Origin of the sequence: Pyrococcus yayanosii CH1 (genome assembly GCF_000215995.1) — an archaeon.
In the GTDB taxonomy this organism is placed as follows: Archaea; Methanobacteriota_B; Thermococci; order Thermococcales; family Thermococcaceae; genus Pyrococcus; species Pyrococcus yayanosii.
On sequence record NC_015680.1, the window covers coordinates 342,858 to 361,671 of the forward strand.

Below are 18,814 nucleotides of genomic sequence, written 5' to 3' on the forward strand. Positions count from 1 at the left end.
CGGGGGCTACTCGGTCATTTCAACTCCGTACACCTTCTCCGGATTTTCCACGTGAATCTTGTAAACGTCCTCTTCCCTGAAGAGGCCACTCTGCAAGAACGCCTTCGTTTTCCGGGGAACTGTCTTCGGACCGAGAACTGCTCCAGGACGGCGCTTGTCGTCTATGTAATCTGTCTCCATCATGAAGCGGTTTCCCTGCCTTATGGCCTCCTCGATGTTCTTCCGGCTCGCTATGATGCTCGGGAAGACACCTACCTCCTCGGCCACTCTAACCAGCGGTGGCGAGAAGTGTTTAACAACGCGGTAGGGCTTTATGCCAACCTCCCTCACGATTTCGCCAAGCTCCCTGAACTTCGCCTCATCGAAGCTCTCGGTATGCAATTGCACGGCGCAATCAGCTTCTTTCGCGAGGGTCATTCCATACTTCATGAGCTCGATGCTAGCCTCCCACACTTCAGAAGGAACATCAAAGTGCGGTCTGCCAATCTCGCCTATCGCTATAGCCTTTCCTTCAAGGCACAGCTTTTGGGCGTATTCGAGGGCTTTCATGACTTCACCCTTGGCATATTCGAGGCCCTTCTGCTCTGCCAAGTATACGAACTCGGCCGGATGCACACCGACGACGGCGTAGGCCTTAACAGGTGTCTCCTTGTTTATCCTCTCCACGAGTTCAACGTGGAAATCCATTGCCTTGATGAAGTCCTCTGCCTTAAGGCCGGGAAAGCCGTAGTCGTGGGCCGTTTTATACACGACTACCAAGTGAGTGCCTCCAGCGCGATGAAACTGCTTAACCGCCTCGAGGAAGAGCCCCTTGAACGGATCGACGTGAAAGTGGTTGTCCAGAATTATCATGCCCGGTACACCTCAAGTACATCTCCCTTTCTTGCCTTTAGGCTTCCCTCCAAGATTAGGGCAACCCTGTCGCCTGAAATTGCGAATTCTACCTCCCTCCTCTCCATCTGAATTTTATATATTTCGGCCACACCTTCACCCTTCACCTTGTAGCCGGGATATATGACTCCCCCGAGGACCTCACCGACAAGGACATGCCTCCCCATGACCCTGAAGACGTCCTCAACGCGAAAGCTCCCGATGGGTTCCCGTGAGGCTATCTGGATACGTTCAATCTTCCTCCCAAACAATCTGTCCAACAACCCCATCTCAACTCCCCACCGGATTTTTACCCTAATCCTTAAATCCTTATATGCCGAAATTGTTAGGGTGTGACCGTTGCAGGAGTGGTACCAATCCCGGGGCCTCTACGAGATGGTGCTGAAGCTAATCGAGAGGGGCAATTTTGAGACGGCGATTCAGGTTGCCTCCACGATTCCTGACCGCTCTATGAGGGCGAAGAGTCTCGCCAAGATAGCCGTTGAGATGGCGAAGAGAGGCCTTGATTACCGAGATGCCCTCAAGAAGGCCGAGGAGGCGATTTTCTCCCTTAATGGCGATTCGGTGGCTAAATTCCTGATGAGCCTCGCCTTCGACCTTCTGGAAGTCGAGAAGTTTGAGGATGCCCTGGAGGTTGCCTCCCTGATAAAGGACATCTCGGCGGCCTCGAAGGTGAAGGCCGAAGTGGCCCTCGTCCTCGCAAAGAGGGGAAGGATAGAAGAGGCCCTGCGAATAATAAAAGAAATCCTTGACGAAGACGTCAAGACGTGGGCGATGTCGAGGCTCGCCACCGAGATCTCCTGACTATGGCACGAGCCTCCTCCTGTCCCTCGGGAAGAGGATTACCTCCCTTATATTCCCTATATTCAGCATCCTCATTATGAGCCTCTCGGCACCGAGCCCGAAGCCTCCATGGGGTGGCATACCGTAGCGGAAGGCCCTGAGGTAGAACTCAAAGCTCTCCGGGTTGAGCTCCTTCTCCTTTATCTGCTCGACGAGTTTGTCAGCCCTGTGTTCTCTCTGTCCTCCCGATGCTATCTCAACTCCTCTGTACTCAAGATCAAAGGCCTTACAGATCTCGGGCCTGTCCTCGTACTTCATTATATAGAAGGGCTTGGCCTCGGTCGGATATCTGCATATAAAGTAGAGCGGAGCTTCTTCTGTCTCAATCATGTACTTCCCTAGGAGCTTCTCGCCCTCGGTGTCTATGTCCTCTCCCCACGGTATCTCCTTGCCGAGGTCCATCAGTATTTCAAGGGCCCTGTCATAGGTGAGACGCGGGAAGGGTCTCTTCGGAGCCTCAAGCTCGAAGCCAAGGGTCTTCAGCTCCCTCTCGTTGTTCTCCCTCACGTAGTCGATTGTATAGGCCACAAGCCCCTCGAGGAGCTCCATAACATCCTCCTCACTCTCGATGAAGGCAACCTCTGCATCTATGCTCCAGGCCTCGTTCAGGTGCCTCGTTGTGTTGTGCTCCTCGGCCCTGAATATGGGCGCTATCTCGTAAACGCGGTCGAGGCCGGTTGCCATCATCATCTGCTTGTAGAGCTGGGGAGATTGAGCCAGAAAGGCGTCCCTCTCGAAGTACTTCATGGGGAACAGCTCCGTTCCTCCCTCCGTGGCCGTGGCGATTATCTTGGGCGTGTGTATCTCAATGAAGCCCTCCTTCTGGAAGAAGTCCCTCACAGCTTTGAATACACTGGAGCGTATCTTGAATATCGCCATGACCTCGGGCCTTCTCACGTCCATGAAGCGGTTGTCTAGCCTCGTGTCGAGCTCGGCCTTGACTTTGCCCGTGGGGTCAAGTGGAAGGGGCTTCTCAGCCTTGTTCAAAACTATTATCTCCTCGGGGAGTATCTCAAAGCCCAGCTTTGCCTTCGGCGTGAAGTTGACGATGCCTTTGACAGCCACAACATCCTCGCTCCCGAGCCTCGGGATGAGCTTGAAGACTTCTTCGCTCACCTTCTTCTTCGGGGCCGTGACTTGGACTATGCCCTCCCTGTCCCGTATCCAGAGGAACTTTATCCCACCAAGGTCCTTGATCTCGTGAACCCAGCCGGCGACCTTAACCCTCTGACCGTTGAGCTCTTCAGTAATCTCGTTTGAATAGTGGGTCCTCAACATGATTAACCCCCCGAAAAGAAGAGCCTAGATGCTTTTAAATTTAAAGGTTCAAAGAAAAGCTATCTTGGTCTCCATGCCGGTTATCTGCGTGAGTATGTTCTCCAGGACCTCTGCCTTCTCAGGGAGCTTGTTCTTGTCCCTTCCGAGCACGAGGACCTTGTAGTACTGGCCGCCTCCGGGCTTGTAGACTATATTCACTCCAAAGACGCCGGCTGGATAGAGCAGGTCGGTGGCAAGCTTTTTGACGTCGTCGGTGCCCTTAATTTCTCTGCCCTCGATAACGCGGACCCTCTTGCCAAGTTCCCTCATGAGAAGCTTTATGTTCTTTCCACCTTTGCCTATGACGACGGGGACATCGCCTTCGCCCACTATGAGCACCACGAGGTCACCGGCTTCAACGGCTTTCCTGAACTCAACGTCAGCATCCCCGAGGAGCTTATAAAGCATGCGCGAGATTTTAACGTCCAGTTCAGTTATGACACCATCCTGGAGCTTCTTCTCGTCAGCAGGACAAAGAATCCCGTCCGTTTTAAGACAGACCTCGCAAATTGGTGCCTTCATTCCCTCACCCCCATCGTTTTCAAGAAATCGAGGCGGAGGCTAAGAGCACTTCGGGAGGGGCGTTTAAAAATCTTATGGGAACCGCACCACTTATAAGCGGTCGCGGTCAAAGTTGGAGGGGTGGTAACATGAGGGTTCTCCTCATCCACAGCGACTACATAGAGTACGAGGTAAAGGACAAGGCCCTAAAGGAGCCCGAGCCGATACCCGAAGAAATGAAAAAGGGTCGGATGGAAGAGGTTCTCGTAGCCTTCATAAGCGTTGAGAAGGTGGACGAGAAGAATCCTGAAGAAGTTGTTGCTAGGGCCGTTAAGGAGATAGTCGAAGTTGCGGAGCAGGTCAAAACCAAGAACGTCTTCGTTTACCCATTTGCCCACCTCAGTAGCGAGCTGGCGAAACCTTCGGTGGCCCTAGAGGTTCTTAAAAAGGTTGAGGAAGGTCTCAGGAACGCGGGCTACAACGTGGGCAGGGCTCCCTTTGGCTATTACAAGGCCTTCAAGCTCTCCTGTAAGGGTCACCCCCTCGCCGAGCTCAGCAGGACGATAGTGCCAGAGGGGATTGTAGAAGAAGAGGTTCCTGAGGCTTTGAAGAAGGAGGAGACGGAGCTCGTCAGCTACTGGTACATCCTCACGCCAGAAGGGGAGCTCATAGAGGTGGACAAGTTCGACTTCACCGGCCACGAGAACCTTAGGAAGTTCGTGAACTACGAGATAGCCAAGAACAGGATTGCGGAAAGGGAGCCGCCGCACGTAAGGCTGATGCTTGAGCAGGAGCTTGTGGACTATGAACCCGGAAGCGACCCCGGAAACCTCCGTTACTACCCAAAGGGAAGGCTCATTAAGTCCCTGCTGGAGCAGTACGTCACGGAGAAGGTAATAGAGTACGGGGCTATGGAAGTCGAGACCCCGATTATGTACGACTTTGAGCATCCAGCCTTAGAGAAATACCTCAACCGCTTCCCGGCAAGGCAGTATATAGTTCTCAGTGGCGACAAGAAGTATTTCCTCCGCTTCGCGGCCTGCTTCGGTCAGTTCCTTATAAAGAAGGATGCAATCATAAGCTATCGGAACCTACCACTCAGGATGTACGAGCTCACCCGCTACTCCTTTAGGAGAGAGAAGAGGGGAGAGCTTTCAGGTCTTAGAAGGCTCAGGGCTTTTACGATGCCCGATATGCACACCTTAGCTAAAGACATAGAGCAAGCGAAGGAGGAGTTCAAGAAGCAGTTCAAGCTCAGCATGGAGGTCCTTGAAGGCGTTGGGCTTACACCGGAGGACTATGAAGTGGCCATACGCTTCACAGAGGACTTCTGGAAGGAGAACAGGAACTTCATAGTAGAGCTCGTCAAGATAATCGGCAAGCCTGTCCTCGTCGAGATGTGGAAGCAGAGGTTCTTCTACTTCATCCTCAAGTTCGAGTTCAACTTCGTCGACAACCTCGACAAGGCCGCCGCCCTTTCCACGGTCCAGATTGACGTTGAGAACGCCGAGAGGTTCGGCATAACCTATTATGGCGAGAATGGTGAGGAGAAGCACCCGCTAATCCTCCACTGCTCGCCGAGCGGTGCAATCGAGCGCGTGATGTATGCTATATTGGAGAAGCAGGCTCGCCTTATGGCTCAGGGTAAGAAGCCTATGTTCCCGCTCTGGCTCAGTCCGATACAGGTCCGCGTCATCCCCGTCAGCGGGGAGTACCTTGACTACGCCCTTTACATTGCCGGGAAGCTCGAGGGTGCCAAGATAAGGGTGGACGTTGACGACGAGGACGACAGGCTCAACAAGAAGATAAGAAAGGCCGAGAAGGAGTGGATACCCTACATAGTTGTTGTGGGTCAAAGGGAGAAGGAGAACGGCACGATAACGGTCAGGAGGAGAAGCGACGGCAAGCAGTACGAGACCCGGATAGAAGAGCTGATAAGGGAGATAAAGAGCCAGACAGAGGGATTCCCATACAAGCCAAGGCCCTTACCCCTTCTCCTCAGCATGCGCCCTAAGTTCAGGGGCTGAGCCTCTCCACCCTTATTCTTTCCTTTGTCTTCTCCTCGGCTATGTGCAGTCTGTATGCAGAGGGCATAAATCCCTCGCTGGGGCTCTTGACGACGTAGAGCCTTTCCATTATGCCCTCGCTTGTCAACTCCGACCTTGTCACTATGACGTAGTCGCTCATCTCTGAAACCCAAGCTATGAACCTCTTCGAAAGCACGTCTCTGTTCATGAGCATAAGGAGAATTGAATTGGGGAATTGTATTATCCTCTGGGCCACGGTAATGCTAAGGAGTTTCAGCACTTCTTCTTCCCCAAGCATCATCGCGGCACCGCCAAGGGTGTACACGGCCCTTATGAGTTCCTTTCCCTTCATCTTTGGTCTTAGCATATCGTAAATCATGGAGATCTTCGGGTTTAGGGTGTCTGGGTCAACTCCCTGGAGGTAGTAAGTATTCTTGAAGTCGTAAGTTAGGCCGTATTTGGAGCCGAAAACGTCGATTATGGCCATTTTGTCGTTCTCCAGCTCCCGCCGCATGTTGAGGCCCACGGCAGATGCACGTTTGAAAAGGTTTGGGAGGGGAAGGTTGTAGTTGGATATCACGGGGAAATAGCCCTTCTCGAGAAGTTCGGCTATGATACCAAAGAATATTTGCCACCCCGCGGAATACGTATCATGGATTATCGAGACGACCGTGCCGGGCTCGGGGGTTATTTTGAACACTTCCAATACTTCGTTTGCTTCCTCCTTTTCCATATCTCTCCCCCTAGTGGGTAGAGAAGCCCGCCTTAAAAATTTGTCCCTAGAGAGGGAAAATATTTGGGAAATAATTGAAATTAGTCAATAAATTTCCCCAAATAACTTTTTGAGGTTCCTTTTGAATGGTGGCCAAACTACACCCCTGTCCGTTATTATTCCCGTGAGGTATTTGTGCGGGGTTACATCGAAGGCAGGGTTGTAGACGTCTACATCTGGTGCCACCCTACAGCCCCCGCACCTTAGGACCTCCTCGGGTGAGCGCTCCTCTATCGGAATATCTTTACCACTCTTCAGGCTCATATCAATCGTCGAGAGAGGTGCCACCGTGAAGAAGGGTATTCCGTGCTCCCTCGCGAGAACTGCTAGCATGTAGGTTCCTATCTTGTTGGCGAAGTCTCCGTTGGCCACTATCCTGTCTGCTCCAACGATTATCGCGTCGACCTTCCCCTGCTGCATTACGAAGGCGGCTGCGTTGTCAGCTATGAGCTTGAGCGGTATTCCGTCATAGCTGTACTCCCAGGCCGAAAGCCTCGCTCCTTGTAGTACCGGCCTCGTTTCGTCCACCCAGAGGAGTTTTAGCGTCCCCTCCTTGTGCATCACCCTAAGGACAGCCCCCACCGTGCCGAGGTGGACGGTTGCCAAGCTACCGGCGTTGCAGTGCGTTAGAACGTTGCCCTCGGGCAGAACTTCCGCACCGTAGTGACCCATCCTGAGGTTCGCCTCTACATCCTCATCGGCAATCCTCTGAGCCTCCTCGACAATCAGGCGTTTGATCTCGTCGAGTGAATCCTCCCGGTGCTCCTCAGCGAGCTCCTTAACCCTGTTGAGGGCCCAAAAGAGGTTCACAGCGGTGGGTCTCGTGTTCTTGAGGGTCTCGTAGGCCTTGTAGAAACCGGCGAAGAAATCTTCCTTGGTCTTTGCCTTCGAGGTCTCTGCATAGAGGGCCAGGCCGAAGGCGGCCGTCGCTCCGATGGCAGGAGCACCGCGCACCTTCATAGTCTTTATGGCCTCAGCAACTTCCTCAACGGTCCTTAGGGCAATAATTTTAAACTCCGCCGGTAGTTTCGTCTGATCGATGATGTAGACCGTGCCCGCCTTGTACTCCACGCTCCTCGGCAGCTTCGTAAGCTCCTCGGGCCTATACTTCAGCATGGGAATCACCGAGTTTAATTCTGCTCCTCCCTTATAACGGTTAGCGACCGCCTAGAAATGAAGGTAAAATGAAATAGAAGCAAAGTTGAAGTCATCCCTTCGCGACGCCTATGGGCCTCATCCTGGCGACGAGCTTCGCTATTCCGGCCTCGCTGACAACTTTGACGACGTTGTCCACGTTCTTGTAGGCTCCCGGGGCTTCTTCGGCGACCACACGCATACTAGCAGCTCTGACGTAGATTCCCCTCTGGAGAAGCTCCTGCCTTATCCTGTCGCCGCGGTACTGCCTCGTGGCAGCCTTCCTGCTCAGCACCCTCCCGGCACCGTGGCAGGTGGAACCGAAGGTCTCCTCCATGGCACCCTCCGTTCCCGCTAGGACGTAGCTGGCCGTTCCCATGCTTCCCGGGATGAGGACGGGCTGGCCGACGTGGCGGTATACCTTCGGCACGGCCTCATGGCCGGGCGGGAAGGCTCTCGTGGCTCCCTTCCTGTGGACGATGACCCTGACTTTCTTCCCATTAACGACGTGCTCCTCGACCTTACCTATGTTGTGGGCCACGTCGTAAACGATCTCCATTCCCATGTCCTCGGGATCCTGCCTGAAGACCTCCTGGAAGCTCTCCCTGACCCAGTGTGTTATCATCTGCCTGTTGGCCCAGGCGAAGTTGGCAGCAGCCTTCATGGCGCTGAAGTACTTCTGACCTTCTTCGCTCTGGAAGGGAACGCTCACAAGCTCGCGGTCGGGCCAGGGAAGACCGTATTTCCTCACGGCCCTCTCCATTATTCTGAGGTAGTCGCTCGCCACCTGGTGGCCCAAACCTCTTGATCCTGTGTGAACCATGACAACGACCTGTCCCTCGAAGAGTCCATAGGCCTTGGCTATTTCGGGGTCGAAAACCTTATCAACGACCTGAACCTCGAGGAAGTGGTTTCCAGAGCCGAGAGAACCGAGCTGAGGAGCACCTCTCTGCTTTGCCCTCTGGCTCACTGCGTTCGGATCTGCTCCTTCCATTCTGCCGCCTTCCTCAAGCCTTTCCAGGTCCCTCTCCCATCCGTAACCGTTGTCGACTGCCCACTTGGCTCCATCGGCAAGAACATCGTCAAGCTGGGTCCAGTGTAGCCTGACGCGGCCCTGGCTGCCGAGACCGCTCGGAACGTTCTTGAAAAGCGTGTCGACGAGCTCCTTAATCCTTGGCCTGACATCCTTCTCGGTAAGGTTGGTTCTTATGAGCCTGACGCCGCAGTTTATGTCGTAGCCGATTCCTCCGGGGCTTATAACACCCTCGTTTACGTCAAAGGCCGCAACGCCACCTATTGGGAAGCCGTAGCCCTGGTGGCCGTCGGGCATGACTATGGAGTACTTGTAGATGCCCGGAAGCATTGCAACGTTGGCGGCCTGCTCAAGTGTCCTATCCTGCTTCATCTTCTGGAGCAGAACCTCGTCAGCATAAACCCTCCCCGGAACACGCATTCTCCTGTCGAACTTCGGTATCTCCCACCTTATCTTATCTATCCTTTTCAGCGGGACCACCGGCCCACACCCAGCCTTAATATATGGGGCAGATATTTAAAGGTTGAGTAACCTCAGGAGGTAGGGAAGAATAACCGCCGTTAGGACACCGTTAAGGGCCATCGCCAGCCCGCTCACAGCTCCCGAGAGTTCGTCATCGAGGATTATCCTGGCCGTTCCAAGGCCGTGTGAGGTAACCCCCATCGCGAGACCCCTCGCGACCCTGTCCCGGATGCGGAGGAATTTCATAAGCTCGACGCCGAAGGCGTTGCCCATAATCCCGGTGAGAATAACGAAGACGGCGGTCAGTGCTGGGATGCCTCCTATCTTCTCGCTAACTCCGACGGCTATCGCGGTCGTGACGCTTTTTGGAGCTAAGCTCCTTAGAATATCTTCACCGGCCCCCAGCCCCTTCGCAATCAGGTAAACGCTGAAGAATGCCGTCAGGCAGCCAAAGGCGATGCCAACGGCTATTTCCTTTCCGTATTCAGCTATGATGCGCCTCTGCTTGTAAACCGGCACCGCTAGGCTTACGACGGCCGGTCCGAGCAGGAAGCTAAGGAACCTTGCCGATGCCATGTAGTCCTCGTAAGGGATGCCAGAGATCCAGAGGAAGGTTGCTATGGCCGCTATTGAGAGTAGGACAGGGTTCAGAAGGGGGCTCCTCTTCCTCGCGTATAGCCCCGAGAATAACCAGTATAAAAGCAGGGTTGCGAAGATGCCGAAGGTCTCAGGCATTGCCACCACCCCGCACGAGCTCCACAAGCTTCCCCGTCAGGGACAGCGTCAGGAGAAAGCTTCCGACGAGTGCTAGGGATACGGGAACGATGTTGCCCTTCAGCAGGCCTGCGTAAGCGATTATCCCGACGCCCGGGGGTATGAACATGATGCTCATGTTCCTCACGAGGAACTCGGCTTCTCTTTCAACGTGCTCGAGCTTCACGAGGCCGGTTAGCAGGGCGAGGAGGAGGAAGAGCATCCCGATGACGCTGCCCGGCGCCATGAGGTTGAAAGTTTCCTCGAGGAGCTGGCCGAGGAATAGAAACCCGAATATTATAGCGAGCCCCCTGAACATTTGCATCCCTAAAGGGGTTGAGGCGAAGGGATAATAAGGTTGCCCCCCAACTTTCTATGGTGATGGTATGGAGCAGAGGACACACCTGCTCACGTCGAGGGAGTTCGTTGGGGAGCCCCTTGAACTTAAGCCGGGCTATGCAAGGGTCAGGCTGAAGACGAGAGAGGATATGAAAGTTGATGAGAAGGGCCTCGTTCACGGAGGTTTCACATTCGGCCTCGCCGATTACGCCGCCATGCTCGCCGTTAATGAACCCACGGTGGTGCTTGGAAAGGCGGAGGTTAGGTTCACGAGGCCGGTGAAGGTAGGGGACGAGCTCGTGGCAGAAGCCAAGGTTGTTGAGGACCTTGGTCGGAAGAAGATTGTCTGGGTGGAAGTCTTCAGGAGGGAGGGGGAGAAGGTTTTAGAGGGGACCTTCCACTGCTACGTCCTCGAGAAGCACGTGCTTGAGATGTGAAATTTACTCACTTATCCACCAACCTCCTTTCCTTCGGCACGTAGTTCTTCACGACGCCGTCCACGAGCCTCCCGCCGCCGAGCCAGTAGTCCTTCCACTTCAATATTACCCAGGCTCGTCCTTTGACGTTCACGGGGACATCTTCACCTTTAAGCCATGCGAGAGCCCTCTTATCGTCTAGCTCTATCACGTTTTTTGTCGCCTTAGGACCCACGAGGAATGCGCCCTCTATCGTCAGCCTTATCCCGTCCTTCTCAATCTTCCCGAAGTAAACTCCCTGATGGCCCTTCTCTCCAAATTTACATCCTTTGTACGCGTAAACGCGGTCATTTCTTACCTCATAGATGAGGTCAGGGGCGTAGCCATAGCCCTCGATGAGGAGCTTCTTCACGTCCATGAGACCCACCTCACAGATACTTCATTAGCGTGTTGAGGGCCCACTCGAAGGCCTCCCTATCCTCGACATCCACGACATGATCGAGGTACTGAAGAGCCCTCAGGTTGATTATCATATATGCCTCGTTCCTGTCGAGACCGAGGTCGTAGGCGTCGTAGTAAACCCGCTCCTCCCCCAGGGCCTCGTTCATTATATCGACGAAGTATCGAATATCCTCCACGCTCAGCTCGTCCCGCTTGCTCTCCATTTCGTCCATAAACCTCTCAAGCTTCATGAGGGGCTCGATATCGAGCTTCAGCGCGCCTCTCACGAACTGGAACTGCCCTATGCGGAACACCTTGACGTCCTCATCATCTCTAACGGCTATCGAGTCCCAGAGGATGAGGCCCTCTATAACCCTCGCACCCCCGTACTTCATGCTGAGTTCGTCGAGGACCTCCATAGTGGCCTTCATCTCTTCGAGGAACTCCTCCTCGTCGTCGAACCTAACAACCTTGCTCACGGTTCCTCCCATAACCATATCCGCTACCCAATGGATGTAGGGCCGAGCTCCTTATTAAGGGTTAGGTCGAGGTACGAGCATGAAGGTTGCCCTAAGGATAGCCTACGACGGGACGCAGTTTCACGGCTTTCAGAGGCAGCCTAGCCTGAGGACTGTGGAGGGCGAGCTTCTGAGGGTTCTGGAAGAGGTGGGCCTCGAGCCCGTGGACTTCAAGGGGGCCTCTCGGACGGACAAGGGTGTGAGTGCCTTTGGCAACGTCGTGGCGTTCACTGTGCCAGATGATGCGGCCCATCTAGTAAAACCAAGGGTTCTCAACGCTCGGCTGGAGGATGTCTGGGTGCTGGGCGTGGCGAAGGTTCCCAAGGACTTTCACCCCCGCTTCTGGGCAAAGTCCAAGGTTTACAGGTACTATCTCGTCGGGTGGGGGCTCAACGTGGGGGCGATGAGGGAATGTGCCGCCCTCTTTGTTGGAGAGCACGACTTCTCTGCCTTTGCGAGGCTTGACGGAAGGGACCCTGTCCGAAGAATACTCCGGGCATCCGTGGAGGAGCGGGGTCCAATCGTGGTTGTAGAAATTGAAGGGGAGAGTTTCCTCTGGGAGATGGTTAGAAGGATTGTTACCGCCGTAAGGCTCTGTGGCGAGGGTAAACTAGAATTGGGGGATGTTGAGGCCATGCTCCGTGGCGAGTTTGAGGAAAGCAGGAAGCTCCCGCCGGCCCCACCTGAAGGCTTAGTCCTCTGGGCCGTAAAATACGAGGGCGTTGAGTTTGAGGTGGACGCCTACACTGTCGAATTAGTGAGGAAGGAGCTCTTTGAGCGGTTTTCGGCGGCGGCTGTCAGGGCGGCCATCTTCGAGGACTTCCTCCGCCAACTTTATTAACGTCCCCTTCCATGGGAATCCGGTGATTGCATGAAAGTCGAAGGCCTCGTGGCGAGCCTGAGGAACGCCGAAACAATAAAGGAGCTCTTCACCATACTGAGGAAGAAGGGGGCACCAGTAATCGAGCTCGACGGCGAGAGGTTCCTCATCGTTGTGGAGGGGGACTTCGAGGGGAAGCCCTTCTGGACCGAGATAAACGGCGTCAAGGCTAATATGGCCCTTGGAGACGCTATGTTGAACTCCGCGAGCGTCCCCTTTAAGTGCAAGAGGCCCTACACGGGCGGTAACCTCATACTGGTCAGGACATCGGAGATCGAGGCATCCGAGTTCCTCATTGCCTACAGGGACGGCGGAGTCCTCTACTTCCACGTGAAGGACGGTGAGGTCAAGGAGATAAGCTCCCAAGAATACGAAGCCCTGAAGGAGAAGATGCCAGAGTTCAAGGTTAGGAGCTTCAGCGACGAGCAGATGGAGGGAATGGGGGCGTTCTTCGGTTGACCCCTCGGGAGTGGTGGCCCTCATCATCCTCAGTGCCGGGCTCAGCTCCTCATCGGGGGTGATGCTATGATTCGCGTTAAGGTCATCGGTAGGGGCATTGAGAGGGAGATCGAGTGGAGGGAGGGAATGCTCGTCAGGGACGTTCTTAAAGCAGTGGGCTTTAACACTGAGAGCGCTATCGCTAAGGTGAATGGCAAAGTCGCCCTTGAGGATGCTCCCGTAAGGGACGGCGACTTCGTGGAGATAATTCCCGTTGTCTCAGGGGGCTGAGCTTTTTCCAACTTTCCAAACACCAAAATCTTTATAACCTCTTCCCCCAAGTCTCCCAGACGCCCTTCTCGGGGCGTCGAAAGTCTGTGGATGTGTTGGAAATGTATGGTGGAAGATTTGGAGATAGGGAAAGGTTTGAGGCCCCCGTTAAGGTTGGAGAACGCTACAGAGTGAGGATTGAAAGCATAGGAAAAGGCGGAGATGGCATAGCCAGAATAAAGGGCTTCGTGGTGTTCGTGCCCAACACGAAGGTTGGGGAGGAAGTTGAGATAGTCATAAACTCCGTGAAGAGGCGCTTCGCCTTTGCGGAGGTTATCGGCTGAATGCGCTTCTGGATGGGGAGGATGGCCTTAAACCGGCTCCTCCCCCTTGTTTTAATCCTCTTCGTCGGCAGCTCCCTTGGAGAACCGCACTCCGTTAAGATCTATTTTGAGGCCCATGATGTTAGCCCTCTCTACAAAGCTGAGGTGGAGAGGATACTCAACGAGCTCGACGGCTTGGACGTGTTAGTTTTCGTAATCCCTAATCATGGTGGCGTTGCTGACCTGAGGCGACATCGGGACTTTGCGACGAAGCTTGGAAAGTACAGGGTTGTTCTTCACGGATACGAGCACAGGCCTGGCGAGTGCGACCTGGAGGCCGTTGAAAAGGGTCTCAAAGTCCTGCGAGCCGTTAACTTAACCTCCGACTATTTCGCCCCCTACGACTATGATTATACCTCCAGCTGCCTGGAGGCCCTCGGAGCTTTCAATCTAACACCCCTCACCGAGCGGTACATGGGAGGGGAATTCTGCCCATACAGGGAGTACACCTGGTACACACCCTCCTTCTTGAAGCCCGTTCTCGTGGCTCTCTTCAGAAGCGACCTCCAAGCTTTTCCCTGTCTCCGCGTCGGCGTTCATCCGAGGGCCGTTGATTCAAGCTGGGAGGCCTTTGAGGAAATCGTTGAGGTCGCAAAAAGGCTAAATAACAGAACCGGCAACTAAGGGCATGTTGCATGAGGTTCCCTTCGAGGAGGTACTCAGCGATCTAAGGAGGCTTGGAGCGAGGCGCGTTTTAATCCAGTCACCCGAGGGCCTGAGGAGAGAGGCTGAGGAGCTCGCCGAGTTCTTGGAAAGAGAGGGCATAGAGGCCATCCTCCACGGTGAGGTGAACTACGGAGCCTGCGACCCAGCCGACGCAGAGGCCAAGAGGCTCGGCTGCGATGCCCTCATACATCTCGGCCATTCCTATATGCGGCTCTCCCTTGAGGTTCCCACGATATTCATCCCCGCCTTCGCCCGCGTTGACGTCGTTTTGGCCCTTGAGAGAAACCTCAGAGAGATTAAGAAGCTCGGCCGCAGGATAATTCTTGTAACGACGGCTCAGCACATTCACCAGCTTCGGAGGGCAAGGGCGTTCTTGGAAAAGGCTGGCTTTAAGGTTGTCATCGGCCGGGGAGACTCGCGGGTGAGTTGGCCTGGCCAAGTTCTTGGCTGCAACTTTTCGGCCGCGAGGTTGGATGGGGACGGTATCCTCTTCATCGGAGCCGGAACATTCCATCCGCTTGGAGTGGCTCTCGCAACCGGAAAAAGGGTGCTTGCCGTGAATCCTTACAGCGGCGACGCCCTCTGGATGGACGAGATGGCGGAGAGGTTCATAAGGAAGCGCTGGGCCCAGATAGCCAAGGCCATGGATGCGAGGCGCTTTGGCGTGGTGGTGAGCACGAAGAAAGGACAGCTCCGGCTGGCGGAGGCGAGTAGAATAGTCAGGCTCCTCAGAGAGCACGGCCGCGAAGCGATGCTAATCGCGATGGATGAGATAAGTTACTCGAAACTGGAAGGCTTTTCCTTTGATGCCTACGTCGTGGTTGCCTGTCCTAGAGTCCCCATAGATGACGTTGAGAATTGGAGGAAGCCCGTGCTCACTCCGCCAGAGGTTGAAATTCTCCTCGGCCTTCGCACCGATTACAAGTTCGACGAGATAAGGGGTAGGGAGAGGGACAAAGATGAACCCCTCGGTCCAAGCGTCCACGGGCCCGGTGCCCGCTGACCTGTTCCTCTTAGCGCTGGCGTTCCTCCTCTACTACACGTTCCTGAAGACCTCTGTGGAGGTATTCACTTACCGCAGGCCCTCTCTTCGTTTTCTAATTCCCGCGACAATCTTGGGAACTTTCATAACCCTCTACCTGGACATCTTCTTAGGCCTGATCTTCCTCCTTATCGCCCTCTTGCTCTGGAGGCTGGGATTTAGGGAGGCCTTCGTCACGGCCCTGACGGCCGAGTTTGGCTTCCTGGTAAGTTTCATAGTCGTGGTGTTCTTCCTGACGCTTTTCGGGACGATTGCGGGAATCGAGGGACTGGAGCTGAACGTGGACTGGGATGAGCTTCTTCACATTTTCAGAGGCCCGTAGGGCTGTCTATAAAGATCGTTCTAACACCGAAGCGCTCCCTGAGGATGGGCATAAGTGCTTTCACGCCCAAGGTCTCTGTGGCGTAGTGGCCAGCGGCTATGACGCTTAGACGCAGGTCCTCGGCCGTCCTGTAATCCGCGTGGGTGAACTCGCCCGTTATGAAGAGGTCAACCTTCTCTGCAGCCTCTTCAAGAGCGAAGCCACCTGCCCCACTTATGGCCCCGACCCTTTTTATCTCTTGGAGACCAAACTCGTAGCTTCTGACGTAATCGACGGGTAGCTTCTCGGCGAGTATCTGGGCTATTAATGGCAGAGGCTTCGGGTCCTTGAACTCCCCGATGAAGCCTATTTTAATCCCCTTATATTCCCCGAAGGCCTCCTTCGGCTCAAGGCCGAGGAGCTTGAGAAGCTGGGCGTTGTTGCCGACCTCTGAGTGGGCGTCGAGTGGCACATGAGCTACATAGAGATTGATGTCTGCCTTTAAGAGGGCTTTAAGTCTCCTTGCGATAAGCCCGCGGACGTAGTCTATCCCGCCCCAGACGAGCCCGTGGTGGACGATGAGCATGTCCGCCTTGAAGGTCCTTGCCTTCATTATCGTGTCAAGGCAAGCATCGACAGCGAAGGCAATCGTGTCAATTTCTTCCTTCCCCTCGACCTGAAGGCCGTTCCTAGACTTGTCAGGGTAGATAGCAATGTTCAGGTACTCATCGAGGAACGTCACTACCTCATCCCTTTTGACCATTGGGGCCCACCTCCCGGATCTCGGCGAGAACCTTTAAATCCCTCCCGATGAAAAAACTTATAAGCCACTCACCTGAACCGAGGGTAGGTTGAGAGAATATTGAGGTGAGAAGAATGGCGATTTGGCAGGGAAGGTCGCTCAAGAAGCCCTCTGGTGGTAGGATCATCCTTGCAAGGAAGAAGAGGAAGAGGGAGCTCGGTAGGGAGCCCGCTAACACGAGGGTCGCTGAGAAGGACCAGAGGAAGATCATCAGGACCTACGGCGGAAACAGGAAGGTTCGCCTTACCGCGGCTGCATACGCTAACGTCTTCGATGAGAACGGCAGGGGTAGGAAGGTTAAAATACTGAGGGTCATAGAGAACCCTGCCAATAGGCAGTTCGCGAGGAGGAATATAATCACCAAAGGGGCCATAATCGAGACCGAGATAGGGAAGGCAAGGGTCACCTCCAGGCCCGGTCAGGATGGCGTCGTCAACGCCGTCCTCATAAAGGAAGAAAAGGCCTGATTCCCCTTCTTCAACTTTGAATTCGTGCGGTTCGGCGTTCCAAACCCTTATATAATCTTATGGCAGATTTGTAATTGATGAATCAAAATGGAAAGTGAGTATTCCCGAGCCGAAAAACTCTTTGCAACGCTATTTGTTGTGTTCCTCCTTCTGGCGAGCATCAACTTTCTCCGTGAGCTTGATGGCATTCCTGCAAGACCGAGCTACTCCTACTATGAGGCCAAATACGGTGTAGATGAACTCCGCGATAACCAGAGCAGATTAATGGTTCTTGAGCGGGAACTATTGAGGACGTATCAAAAGTTCAAGGATAATCTAACTGAGGCGGAAAGGGTCTACCTATTCAAGCGCGAGGAATATCGCCTTGCCATAGAAAGCGGCAACGCTACTGAGGTGCTAAAGCGGGAATACCTTCAGGCAAAAGAAAACTATGAAAGGGCATACGCAAAGTATCTGGCAGCTAAAAGCGCTTATGAGGAAGTCAGCCAACAGCTGGCGGAGCTCAACGCGCGTATAAACGAGCTGAGTGCAAGAGCCTGGGAGGAGTACAATCGAGAGTATCAGCTTTATAGGCTCAAAGTCCTGGCGCTGAAGCTTCTTTTCGCCCTGCCGATTTTCATAGCTTCTTTCCTGCTCTTCAGAAAGCGTAGGAACATTTATACAACATCTTTGATAGCATACTCTTCGCTGTTGCTCGTCTACCTGATCCTCTCAGTGATCTGGAGCACGGTTCAGGTGATAGGACTGAGCCTCTTTGGAGCAGGGGCTTCAGCCGTGGCACTCTACTACCTTAGAAAGGAGTACTTCAGGCCTGAGAGGGTTTACAGGCGCAGGATATGGCAGAACAGGTGCTACCGCTGTGGATTCCCCGTTAAGGACGACTATCTCTACTGCCCCAACTGCGGGACAAGGCTGAAAGAAAAATGCGAAAACTGCGGTGCTATGAAGCCACTGTATCTCGATTTCTGTCCGTACTGTGGCGTTGATGCGGAGAAAGAACCCTGATGGCTAAAGTTATCTGAATTCACAGTTTTTCAAGTATTTTTGGAATATCTTGAGGCTCCAGCGCAGTTTCCACGATGTAGCCCTTCTCCGTGAGTATCTTCGTGAACAGCTGGTCCCTCCTCCAGCCGTCGAGCGTCATCTCACCGTAAAACATCAGCTCAGGAAGGAGTAGGAGGCCGAGATCAACATCTGGAAGCTCTCTCACGGTTCTCAGTACGTCCGCACCAGTCAAAAGTCCCGCAGTTCCTATGTTGCCCCCGAAGAACTCATTCTTAACCGGGATGACGCTAAGCTTCGGGAAGAGGCGCTTCATTTCAGGGTAGGCCAGCTCTCCAGTGAGAACATAGGTGGGGAACTCGGGCTCAACGTCGAAGGGCTCAAGGCCGGTTGTGAACTCTCCAAGAAGTGCGAGGAATATTGGTGGGAGGACAACCTCTATGTCAAGCTCCTTATCCTTCTGTAGGGCTGTTTCCTTAACGTAGAGAAGCTCATCTCTCATTAGTGGCCTGACATCCCTATTGAACTTCGTTACACCGACGGGAAATAGGCGAACCTCGTGAACGCCCATAGCGTCGAGATCCTCGATTATCTCTCCTATATCGTCCACGTTGTAGCCGGGCGTCAGGATTATGTCAGCTATAACCCTGAAATGCTTCGTAGCTGTAGAGAGTAGGTCTATGAGCTTTCCGGCGTGCCGGTTCCTCATGAGCTTTATCCTAACATCTTTTTTCGTTGTGTGCACGGATATCTGAATCTCGTCAAGACCAGCCGAGTATAGGCTTTCTATCCTCCTCTCGTCGAAGCGAACGTTGCCGGCCGTGTCAGTAACTCTAATCCAGAGGTCGTAGTGCTCCCTCGCATACCTTATCCGAGCCTCGAGGTGGGGATCGTTGAGCGTGTCGTGTCTTGCAACGCGGTATATCATTGCTGGTGGGTTCTGGAGGAGGTAGCAGAAGACGCAGGCATTGCCGCAGGGGCCTGCCTTGGAGGACGGTGGTATTACGAGCAGGTCCTCTCTCTCTTCCACCCCGTCAAGCTCGTACTTTGTTATCCTCCTGAGCTTCAGGTCCTCAGTGAGCTCATACATGTTGGGGGGTTAGAGGGGAAGGGGGT

25 protein-coding genes are annotated in these 18,814 nt (G+C 54.0%); 12 read left to right on the forward strand and 13 right to left on the reverse strand.

Annotated elements, in window-relative coordinates; all coding sequences use genetic code 11:
• Nucleotides 1–6: 6 nt before the first annotated feature.
• Together PYCH_RS02030 and pbp11 are read right to left on the reverse strand one after the other, a co-directional pair.
• Nucleotides 7–852 (reverse strand): TatD family hydrolase, encoded by an 846-nt coding sequence (locus PYCH_RS02030; RefSeq protein WP_013905162.1) that lies wholly within the window; start codon nt 850–852, stop codon nt 7–9.
• Nucleotides 849–1,160, reverse strand: coding sequence for a tRNA-binding protein Pbp11 (gene pbp11 / locus PYCH_RS02035; RefSeq protein WP_013905163.1), 312 nt, complete (start codon nt 1,158–1,160; stop codon nt 849–851). The genes PYCH_RS02030 and pbp11 overlap by 4 nt, the downstream gene beginning before the upstream one ends.
• A gap of 70 nt (nt 1,161–1,230) precedes the next feature.
• Here pbp11 and PYCH_RS02040 point away from each other — a divergent pair, with 70 nt between their 5' ends.
• Nucleotides 1,231–1,695, forward strand: a complete 465-nt coding sequence (locus tag PYCH_RS02040; protein ID WP_013905164.1) for a hypothetical protein — start codon at nt 1,231–1,233, stop codon at nt 1,693–1,695.
• On the opposite strand, the gene aspS is transcribed toward PYCH_RS02040, so the two are convergent.
• A complete protein-coding gene (aspS, locus tag PYCH_RS02045; RefSeq protein WP_013905165.1) occupies nt 1,696–3,012 on the reverse strand; it encodes an aspartate--tRNA(Asn) ligase in 1,317 nt (438 codons plus the stop codon).
• A gap of 48 nt (nt 3,013–3,060) precedes the next feature.
• Nucleotides 3,061–3,573 carry a KH domain-containing protein gene (locus tag PYCH_RS02050; protein WP_013905166.1) on the reverse strand — a complete coding sequence of 171 codons (513 nt, stop codon included), beginning with the start codon at nt 3,571–3,573 and terminating at the stop codon, nt 3,061–3,063.
• Between the two features lie 128 nt (nt 3,574–3,701).
• On the opposite strand from PYCH_RS02050, the gene PYCH_RS02055 reads away from it, so the two are divergent.
• Nucleotides 3,702–5,579 (forward strand): threonine--tRNA ligase, encoded by a 1,878-nt coding sequence (locus tag PYCH_RS02055; RefSeq protein ID WP_013905167.1) that lies wholly within the window; start codon nt 3,702–3,704, stop codon nt 5,577–5,579.
• Here the strand turns inward: PYCH_RS02055 and PYCH_RS02060 are convergent.
• The 5 genes from PYCH_RS02060 to PYCH_RS02080 form a co-directional block, all read right to left on the reverse strand.
• Nucleotides 5,569–6,312, reverse strand: coding sequence for a hypothetical protein (locus tag PYCH_RS02060; RefSeq protein ID WP_013905168.1), 744 nt, complete (start codon nt 6,310–6,312; stop codon nt 5,569–5,571). The two genes, PYCH_RS02055 and PYCH_RS02060, sit on opposite strands and share 11 nt — an antisense overlap.
• 84 nt (nt 6,313–6,396) lie before the next feature.
• Nucleotides 6,397–7,467: an S-methyl-5-thioribose-1-phosphate isomerase gene (mtnA, locus tag PYCH_RS02065; RefSeq protein ID WP_013905169.1), complete on the reverse strand. Its 1,071-nt coding sequence runs from the start codon at nt 7,465–7,467 to the stop codon at nt 6,397–6,399.
• Nucleotides 7,468–7,558: 91 nt separating this feature from the next.
• A complete protein-coding gene (locus PYCH_RS02070; protein WP_013905170.1) occupies nt 7,559–8,998 on the reverse strand; it encodes an RtcB family protein in 1,440 nt (479 codons plus the stop codon).
• Nucleotides 8,999–9,034: 36 nt separating this feature from the next.
• On the reverse strand, nt 9,035–9,715 hold the full coding sequence (locus PYCH_RS02075) for a CidB/LrgB family autolysis modulator (protein ID WP_013905171.1): 681 nt from the start codon (nt 9,713–9,715) through the stop codon (nt 9,035–9,037).
• Nucleotides 9,708–10,052, reverse strand: coding sequence for a CidA/LrgA family protein (locus tag PYCH_RS02080; protein ID WP_013905172.1), 345 nt, complete (start codon nt 10,050–10,052; stop codon nt 9,708–9,710). Before PYCH_RS02080 ends, PYCH_RS02075 begins: the two co-directional genes overlap by 8 nt.
• A gap of 67 nt (nt 10,053–10,119) precedes the next feature.
• On the opposite strand from PYCH_RS02080, the gene PYCH_RS02085 reads away from it, so the two are divergent.
• On the forward strand, nt 10,120–10,509 hold the full coding sequence (locus PYCH_RS02085; RefSeq protein WP_013905173.1) for a PaaI family thioesterase: 390 nt from the start codon (nt 10,120–10,122) through the stop codon (nt 10,507–10,509).
• A 7-nt stretch (nt 10,510–10,516) separates the two neighbouring features.
• Here the strand turns inward: PYCH_RS02085 and PYCH_RS02090 are convergent, their stop codons facing one another.
• Entirely contained in the window at nt 10,517–10,906 is a 390-nt protein-coding gene (locus PYCH_RS02090) for a methyltransferase RsmF C-terminal domain-like protein (protein ID WP_013905174.1), read from the reverse strand.
• A 10-nt stretch (nt 10,907–10,916) separates the two neighbouring features.
• Complete coding sequence (locus PYCH_RS02095; protein ID WP_048058344.1) at nt 10,917–11,420, reverse strand: hypothetical protein; 504 nt, start codon at nt 11,418–11,420, stop codon at nt 10,917–10,919.
• A 67-nt stretch (nt 11,421–11,487) separates the two neighbouring features.
• Between PYCH_RS02095 and truA the strand changes: the two genes are divergently transcribed.
• The 7 genes from truA (at nt 11,488) to PYCH_RS02130 (ending at nt 15,448) form a co-directional block, all read left to right on the forward strand.
• Complete coding sequence (gene truA, locus PYCH_RS02100) at nt 11,488–12,288, forward strand: tRNA pseudouridine(38-40) synthase TruA (RefSeq protein ID WP_013905176.1); 801 nt, start codon at nt 11,488–11,490, stop codon at nt 12,286–12,288.
• A gap of 30 nt (nt 12,289–12,318) precedes the next feature.
• The gene (locus PYCH_RS02105) at nt 12,319–12,786 is read left to right on the forward strand and encodes a hypothetical protein (protein WP_013905177.1); all 468 of its coding nucleotides are present in this window, start codon (nt 12,319–12,321) and stop codon (nt 12,784–12,786) included.
• Nucleotides 12,787–12,852: 66 nt separating this feature from the next.
• A complete protein-coding gene (locus PYCH_RS02110) occupies nt 12,853–13,056 on the forward strand; it encodes a MoaD/ThiS family protein (RefSeq protein WP_013905178.1) in 204 nt (67 codons plus the stop codon).
• 101 nt (nt 13,057–13,157) lie between these two features.
• Nucleotides 13,158–13,379 carry a TRAM domain-containing protein gene (locus PYCH_RS02115; RefSeq protein WP_013905179.1) on the forward strand — a complete coding sequence of 74 codons (222 nt, stop codon included), beginning with the start codon at nt 13,158–13,160 and terminating at the stop codon, nt 13,377–13,379.
• Complete coding sequence (locus PYCH_RS02120; RefSeq protein WP_013905180.1) at nt 13,380–14,042, forward strand: DUF2334 domain-containing protein; 663 nt, start codon at nt 13,380–13,382, stop codon at nt 14,040–14,042.
• A 4-nt stretch (nt 14,043–14,046) separates the two neighbouring features.
• A complete protein-coding gene (gene dph2 / locus PYCH_RS02125) occupies nt 14,047–15,087 on the forward strand; it encodes a diphthamide biosynthesis enzyme Dph2 (protein WP_013905181.1) in 1,041 nt (346 codons plus the stop codon).
• On the forward strand, nt 15,044–15,448 hold the full coding sequence (locus PYCH_RS02130; protein ID WP_013905182.1) for a hypothetical protein: 405 nt from the start codon (nt 15,044–15,046) through the stop codon (nt 15,446–15,448). Before dph2 ends, PYCH_RS02130 begins: the two co-directional genes overlap by 44 nt.
• Here the strand turns inward: PYCH_RS02130 and PYCH_RS02135 are convergent.
• A complete protein-coding gene (locus tag PYCH_RS02135; RefSeq protein WP_013905183.1) occupies nt 15,435–16,190 on the reverse strand; it encodes a Nif3-like dinuclear metal center hexameric protein in 756 nt (251 codons plus the stop codon). The genes PYCH_RS02130 and PYCH_RS02135 overlap by 14 nt on opposite strands.
• 113 nt (nt 16,191–16,303) lie before the next feature.
• Here PYCH_RS02135 and PYCH_RS02140 point away from each other — a divergent pair, with 113 nt between their 5' ends.
• Nucleotides 16,304–16,696, forward strand: coding sequence for a 30S ribosomal protein S8e (locus tag PYCH_RS02140; protein WP_013905184.1), 393 nt, complete (start codon nt 16,304–16,306; stop codon nt 16,694–16,696).
• Nucleotides 16,697–16,783: 87 nt separating this feature from the next.
• Complete coding sequence (locus PYCH_RS02145) at nt 16,784–17,701, forward strand: double zinc ribbon domain-containing protein (protein ID WP_013905185.1); 918 nt, start codon at nt 16,784–16,786, stop codon at nt 17,699–17,701.
• Between the two features lie 19 nt (nt 17,702–17,720).
• Here PYCH_RS02145 and PYCH_RS02150 read toward each other — a convergent pair whose 3' ends face one another.
• Entirely contained in the window at nt 17,721–18,788 is a 1,068-nt protein-coding gene (locus PYCH_RS02150) for a DUF512 domain-containing protein (protein ID WP_013905186.1), read from the reverse strand.
• Nucleotides 18,789–18,814: the final 26 nt, after the last annotated feature.

What these genes read in the sequence shown, in the direction of transcription:
- PYCH_RS02135 (WP_013905183.1), bottom strand. Translation starts at nt 16,190, where the DNA reads ATGGTCAAAAGGGATGAGGTAGTGACGTTCCTCGATGAGTACCTGAAC.
- PYCH_RS02075 (WP_013905171.1), bottom strand. Translation starts at nt 9,715, where the DNA reads ATGCCTGAGACCTTCGGCATCTTCGCAACCCTGCTTTTATACTGGTTA.
- PYCH_RS02120 (WP_013905180.1), top strand. Translation starts at nt 13,380, where the DNA reads ATGCGCTTCTGGATGGGGAGGATGGCCTTAAACCGGCTCCTCCCCCTT.
- PYCH_RS02090 (WP_013905174.1), bottom strand. Translation starts at nt 10,906, where the DNA reads ATGGACGTGAAGAAGCTCCTCATCGAGGGCTATGGCTACGCCCCTGAC.
- pbp11 (WP_013905163.1), bottom strand. Translation starts at nt 1,160, where the DNA reads ATGGGGTTGTTGGACAGATTGTTTGGGAGGAAGATTGAACGTATCCAG.
- mtnA (WP_013905169.1), bottom strand. Translation starts at nt 7,467, where the DNA reads ATGCTGAAGTATAGGCCCGAGGAGCTTACGAAGCTGCCGAGGAGCGTG.
- PYCH_RS02110 (WP_013905178.1), top strand. Translation starts at nt 12,853, where the DNA reads ATGATTCGCGTTAAGGTCATCGGTAGGGGCATTGAGAGGGAGATCGAG.
- PYCH_RS02085 (WP_013905173.1), top strand. Translation starts at nt 10,120, where the DNA reads ATGGAGCAGAGGACACACCTGCTCACGTCGAGGGAGTTCGTTGGGGAG.
- dph2 (WP_013905181.1), top strand. Translation starts at nt 14,047, where the DNA reads ATGTTGCATGAGGTTCCCTTCGAGGAGGTACTCAGCGATCTAAGGAGG.
- PYCH_RS02140 (WP_013905184.1), top strand. Translation starts at nt 16,304, where the DNA reads ATGGCGATTTGGCAGGGAAGGTCGCTCAAGAAGCCCTCTGGTGGTAGG.
- PYCH_RS02150 (WP_013905186.1), bottom strand. Translation starts at nt 18,788, where the DNA reads ATGTATGAGCTCACTGAGGACCTGAAGCTCAGGAGGATAACAAAGTAC.
- aspS (WP_013905165.1), bottom strand. Translation starts at nt 3,012, where the DNA reads ATGTTGAGGACCCACTATTCAAACGAGATTACTGAAGAGCTCAACGGT.
- PYCH_RS02080 (WP_013905172.1), bottom strand. Translation starts at nt 10,052, where the DNA reads ATGTTCAGGGGGCTCGCTATAATATTCGGGTTTCTATTCCTCGGCCAG.
- PYCH_RS02095 (WP_048058344.1), bottom strand. Translation starts at nt 11,420, where the DNA reads ATGGGAGGAACCGTGAGCAAGGTTGTTAGGTTCGACGACGAGGAGGAG.
- PYCH_RS02030 (WP_013905162.1), bottom strand. Translation starts at nt 852, where the DNA reads ATGATAATTCTGGACAACCACTTTCACGTCGATCCGTTCAAGGGGCTC.
- PYCH_RS02050 (WP_013905166.1), bottom strand. Translation starts at nt 3,573, where the DNA reads ATGAAGGCACCAATTTGCGAGGTCTGTCTTAAAACGGACGGGATTCTT.
- PYCH_RS02055 (WP_013905167.1), top strand. Translation starts at nt 3,702, where the DNA reads ATGAGGGTTCTCCTCATCCACAGCGACTACATAGAGTACGAGGTAAAG.
- PYCH_RS02060 (WP_013905168.1), bottom strand. Translation starts at nt 6,312, where the DNA reads ATGGAAAAGGAGGAAGCAAACGAAGTATTGGAAGTGTTCAAAATAACC.
- PYCH_RS02105 (WP_013905177.1), top strand. Translation starts at nt 12,319, where the DNA reads ATGAAAGTCGAAGGCCTCGTGGCGAGCCTGAGGAACGCCGAAACAATA.
- PYCH_RS02115 (WP_013905179.1), top strand. Translation starts at nt 13,158, where the DNA reads ATGTATGGTGGAAGATTTGGAGATAGGGAAAGGTTTGAGGCCCCCGTT.
- PYCH_RS02145 (WP_013905185.1), top strand. Translation starts at nt 16,784, where the DNA reads ATGGAAAGTGAGTATTCCCGAGCCGAAAAACTCTTTGCAACGCTATTT.
- truA (WP_013905176.1), top strand. Translation starts at nt 11,488, where the DNA reads ATGAAGGTTGCCCTAAGGATAGCCTACGACGGGACGCAGTTTCACGGC.
- PYCH_RS02130 (WP_013905182.1), top strand. Translation starts at nt 15,044, where the DNA reads ATGAACCCCTCGGTCCAAGCGTCCACGGGCCCGGTGCCCGCTGACCTG.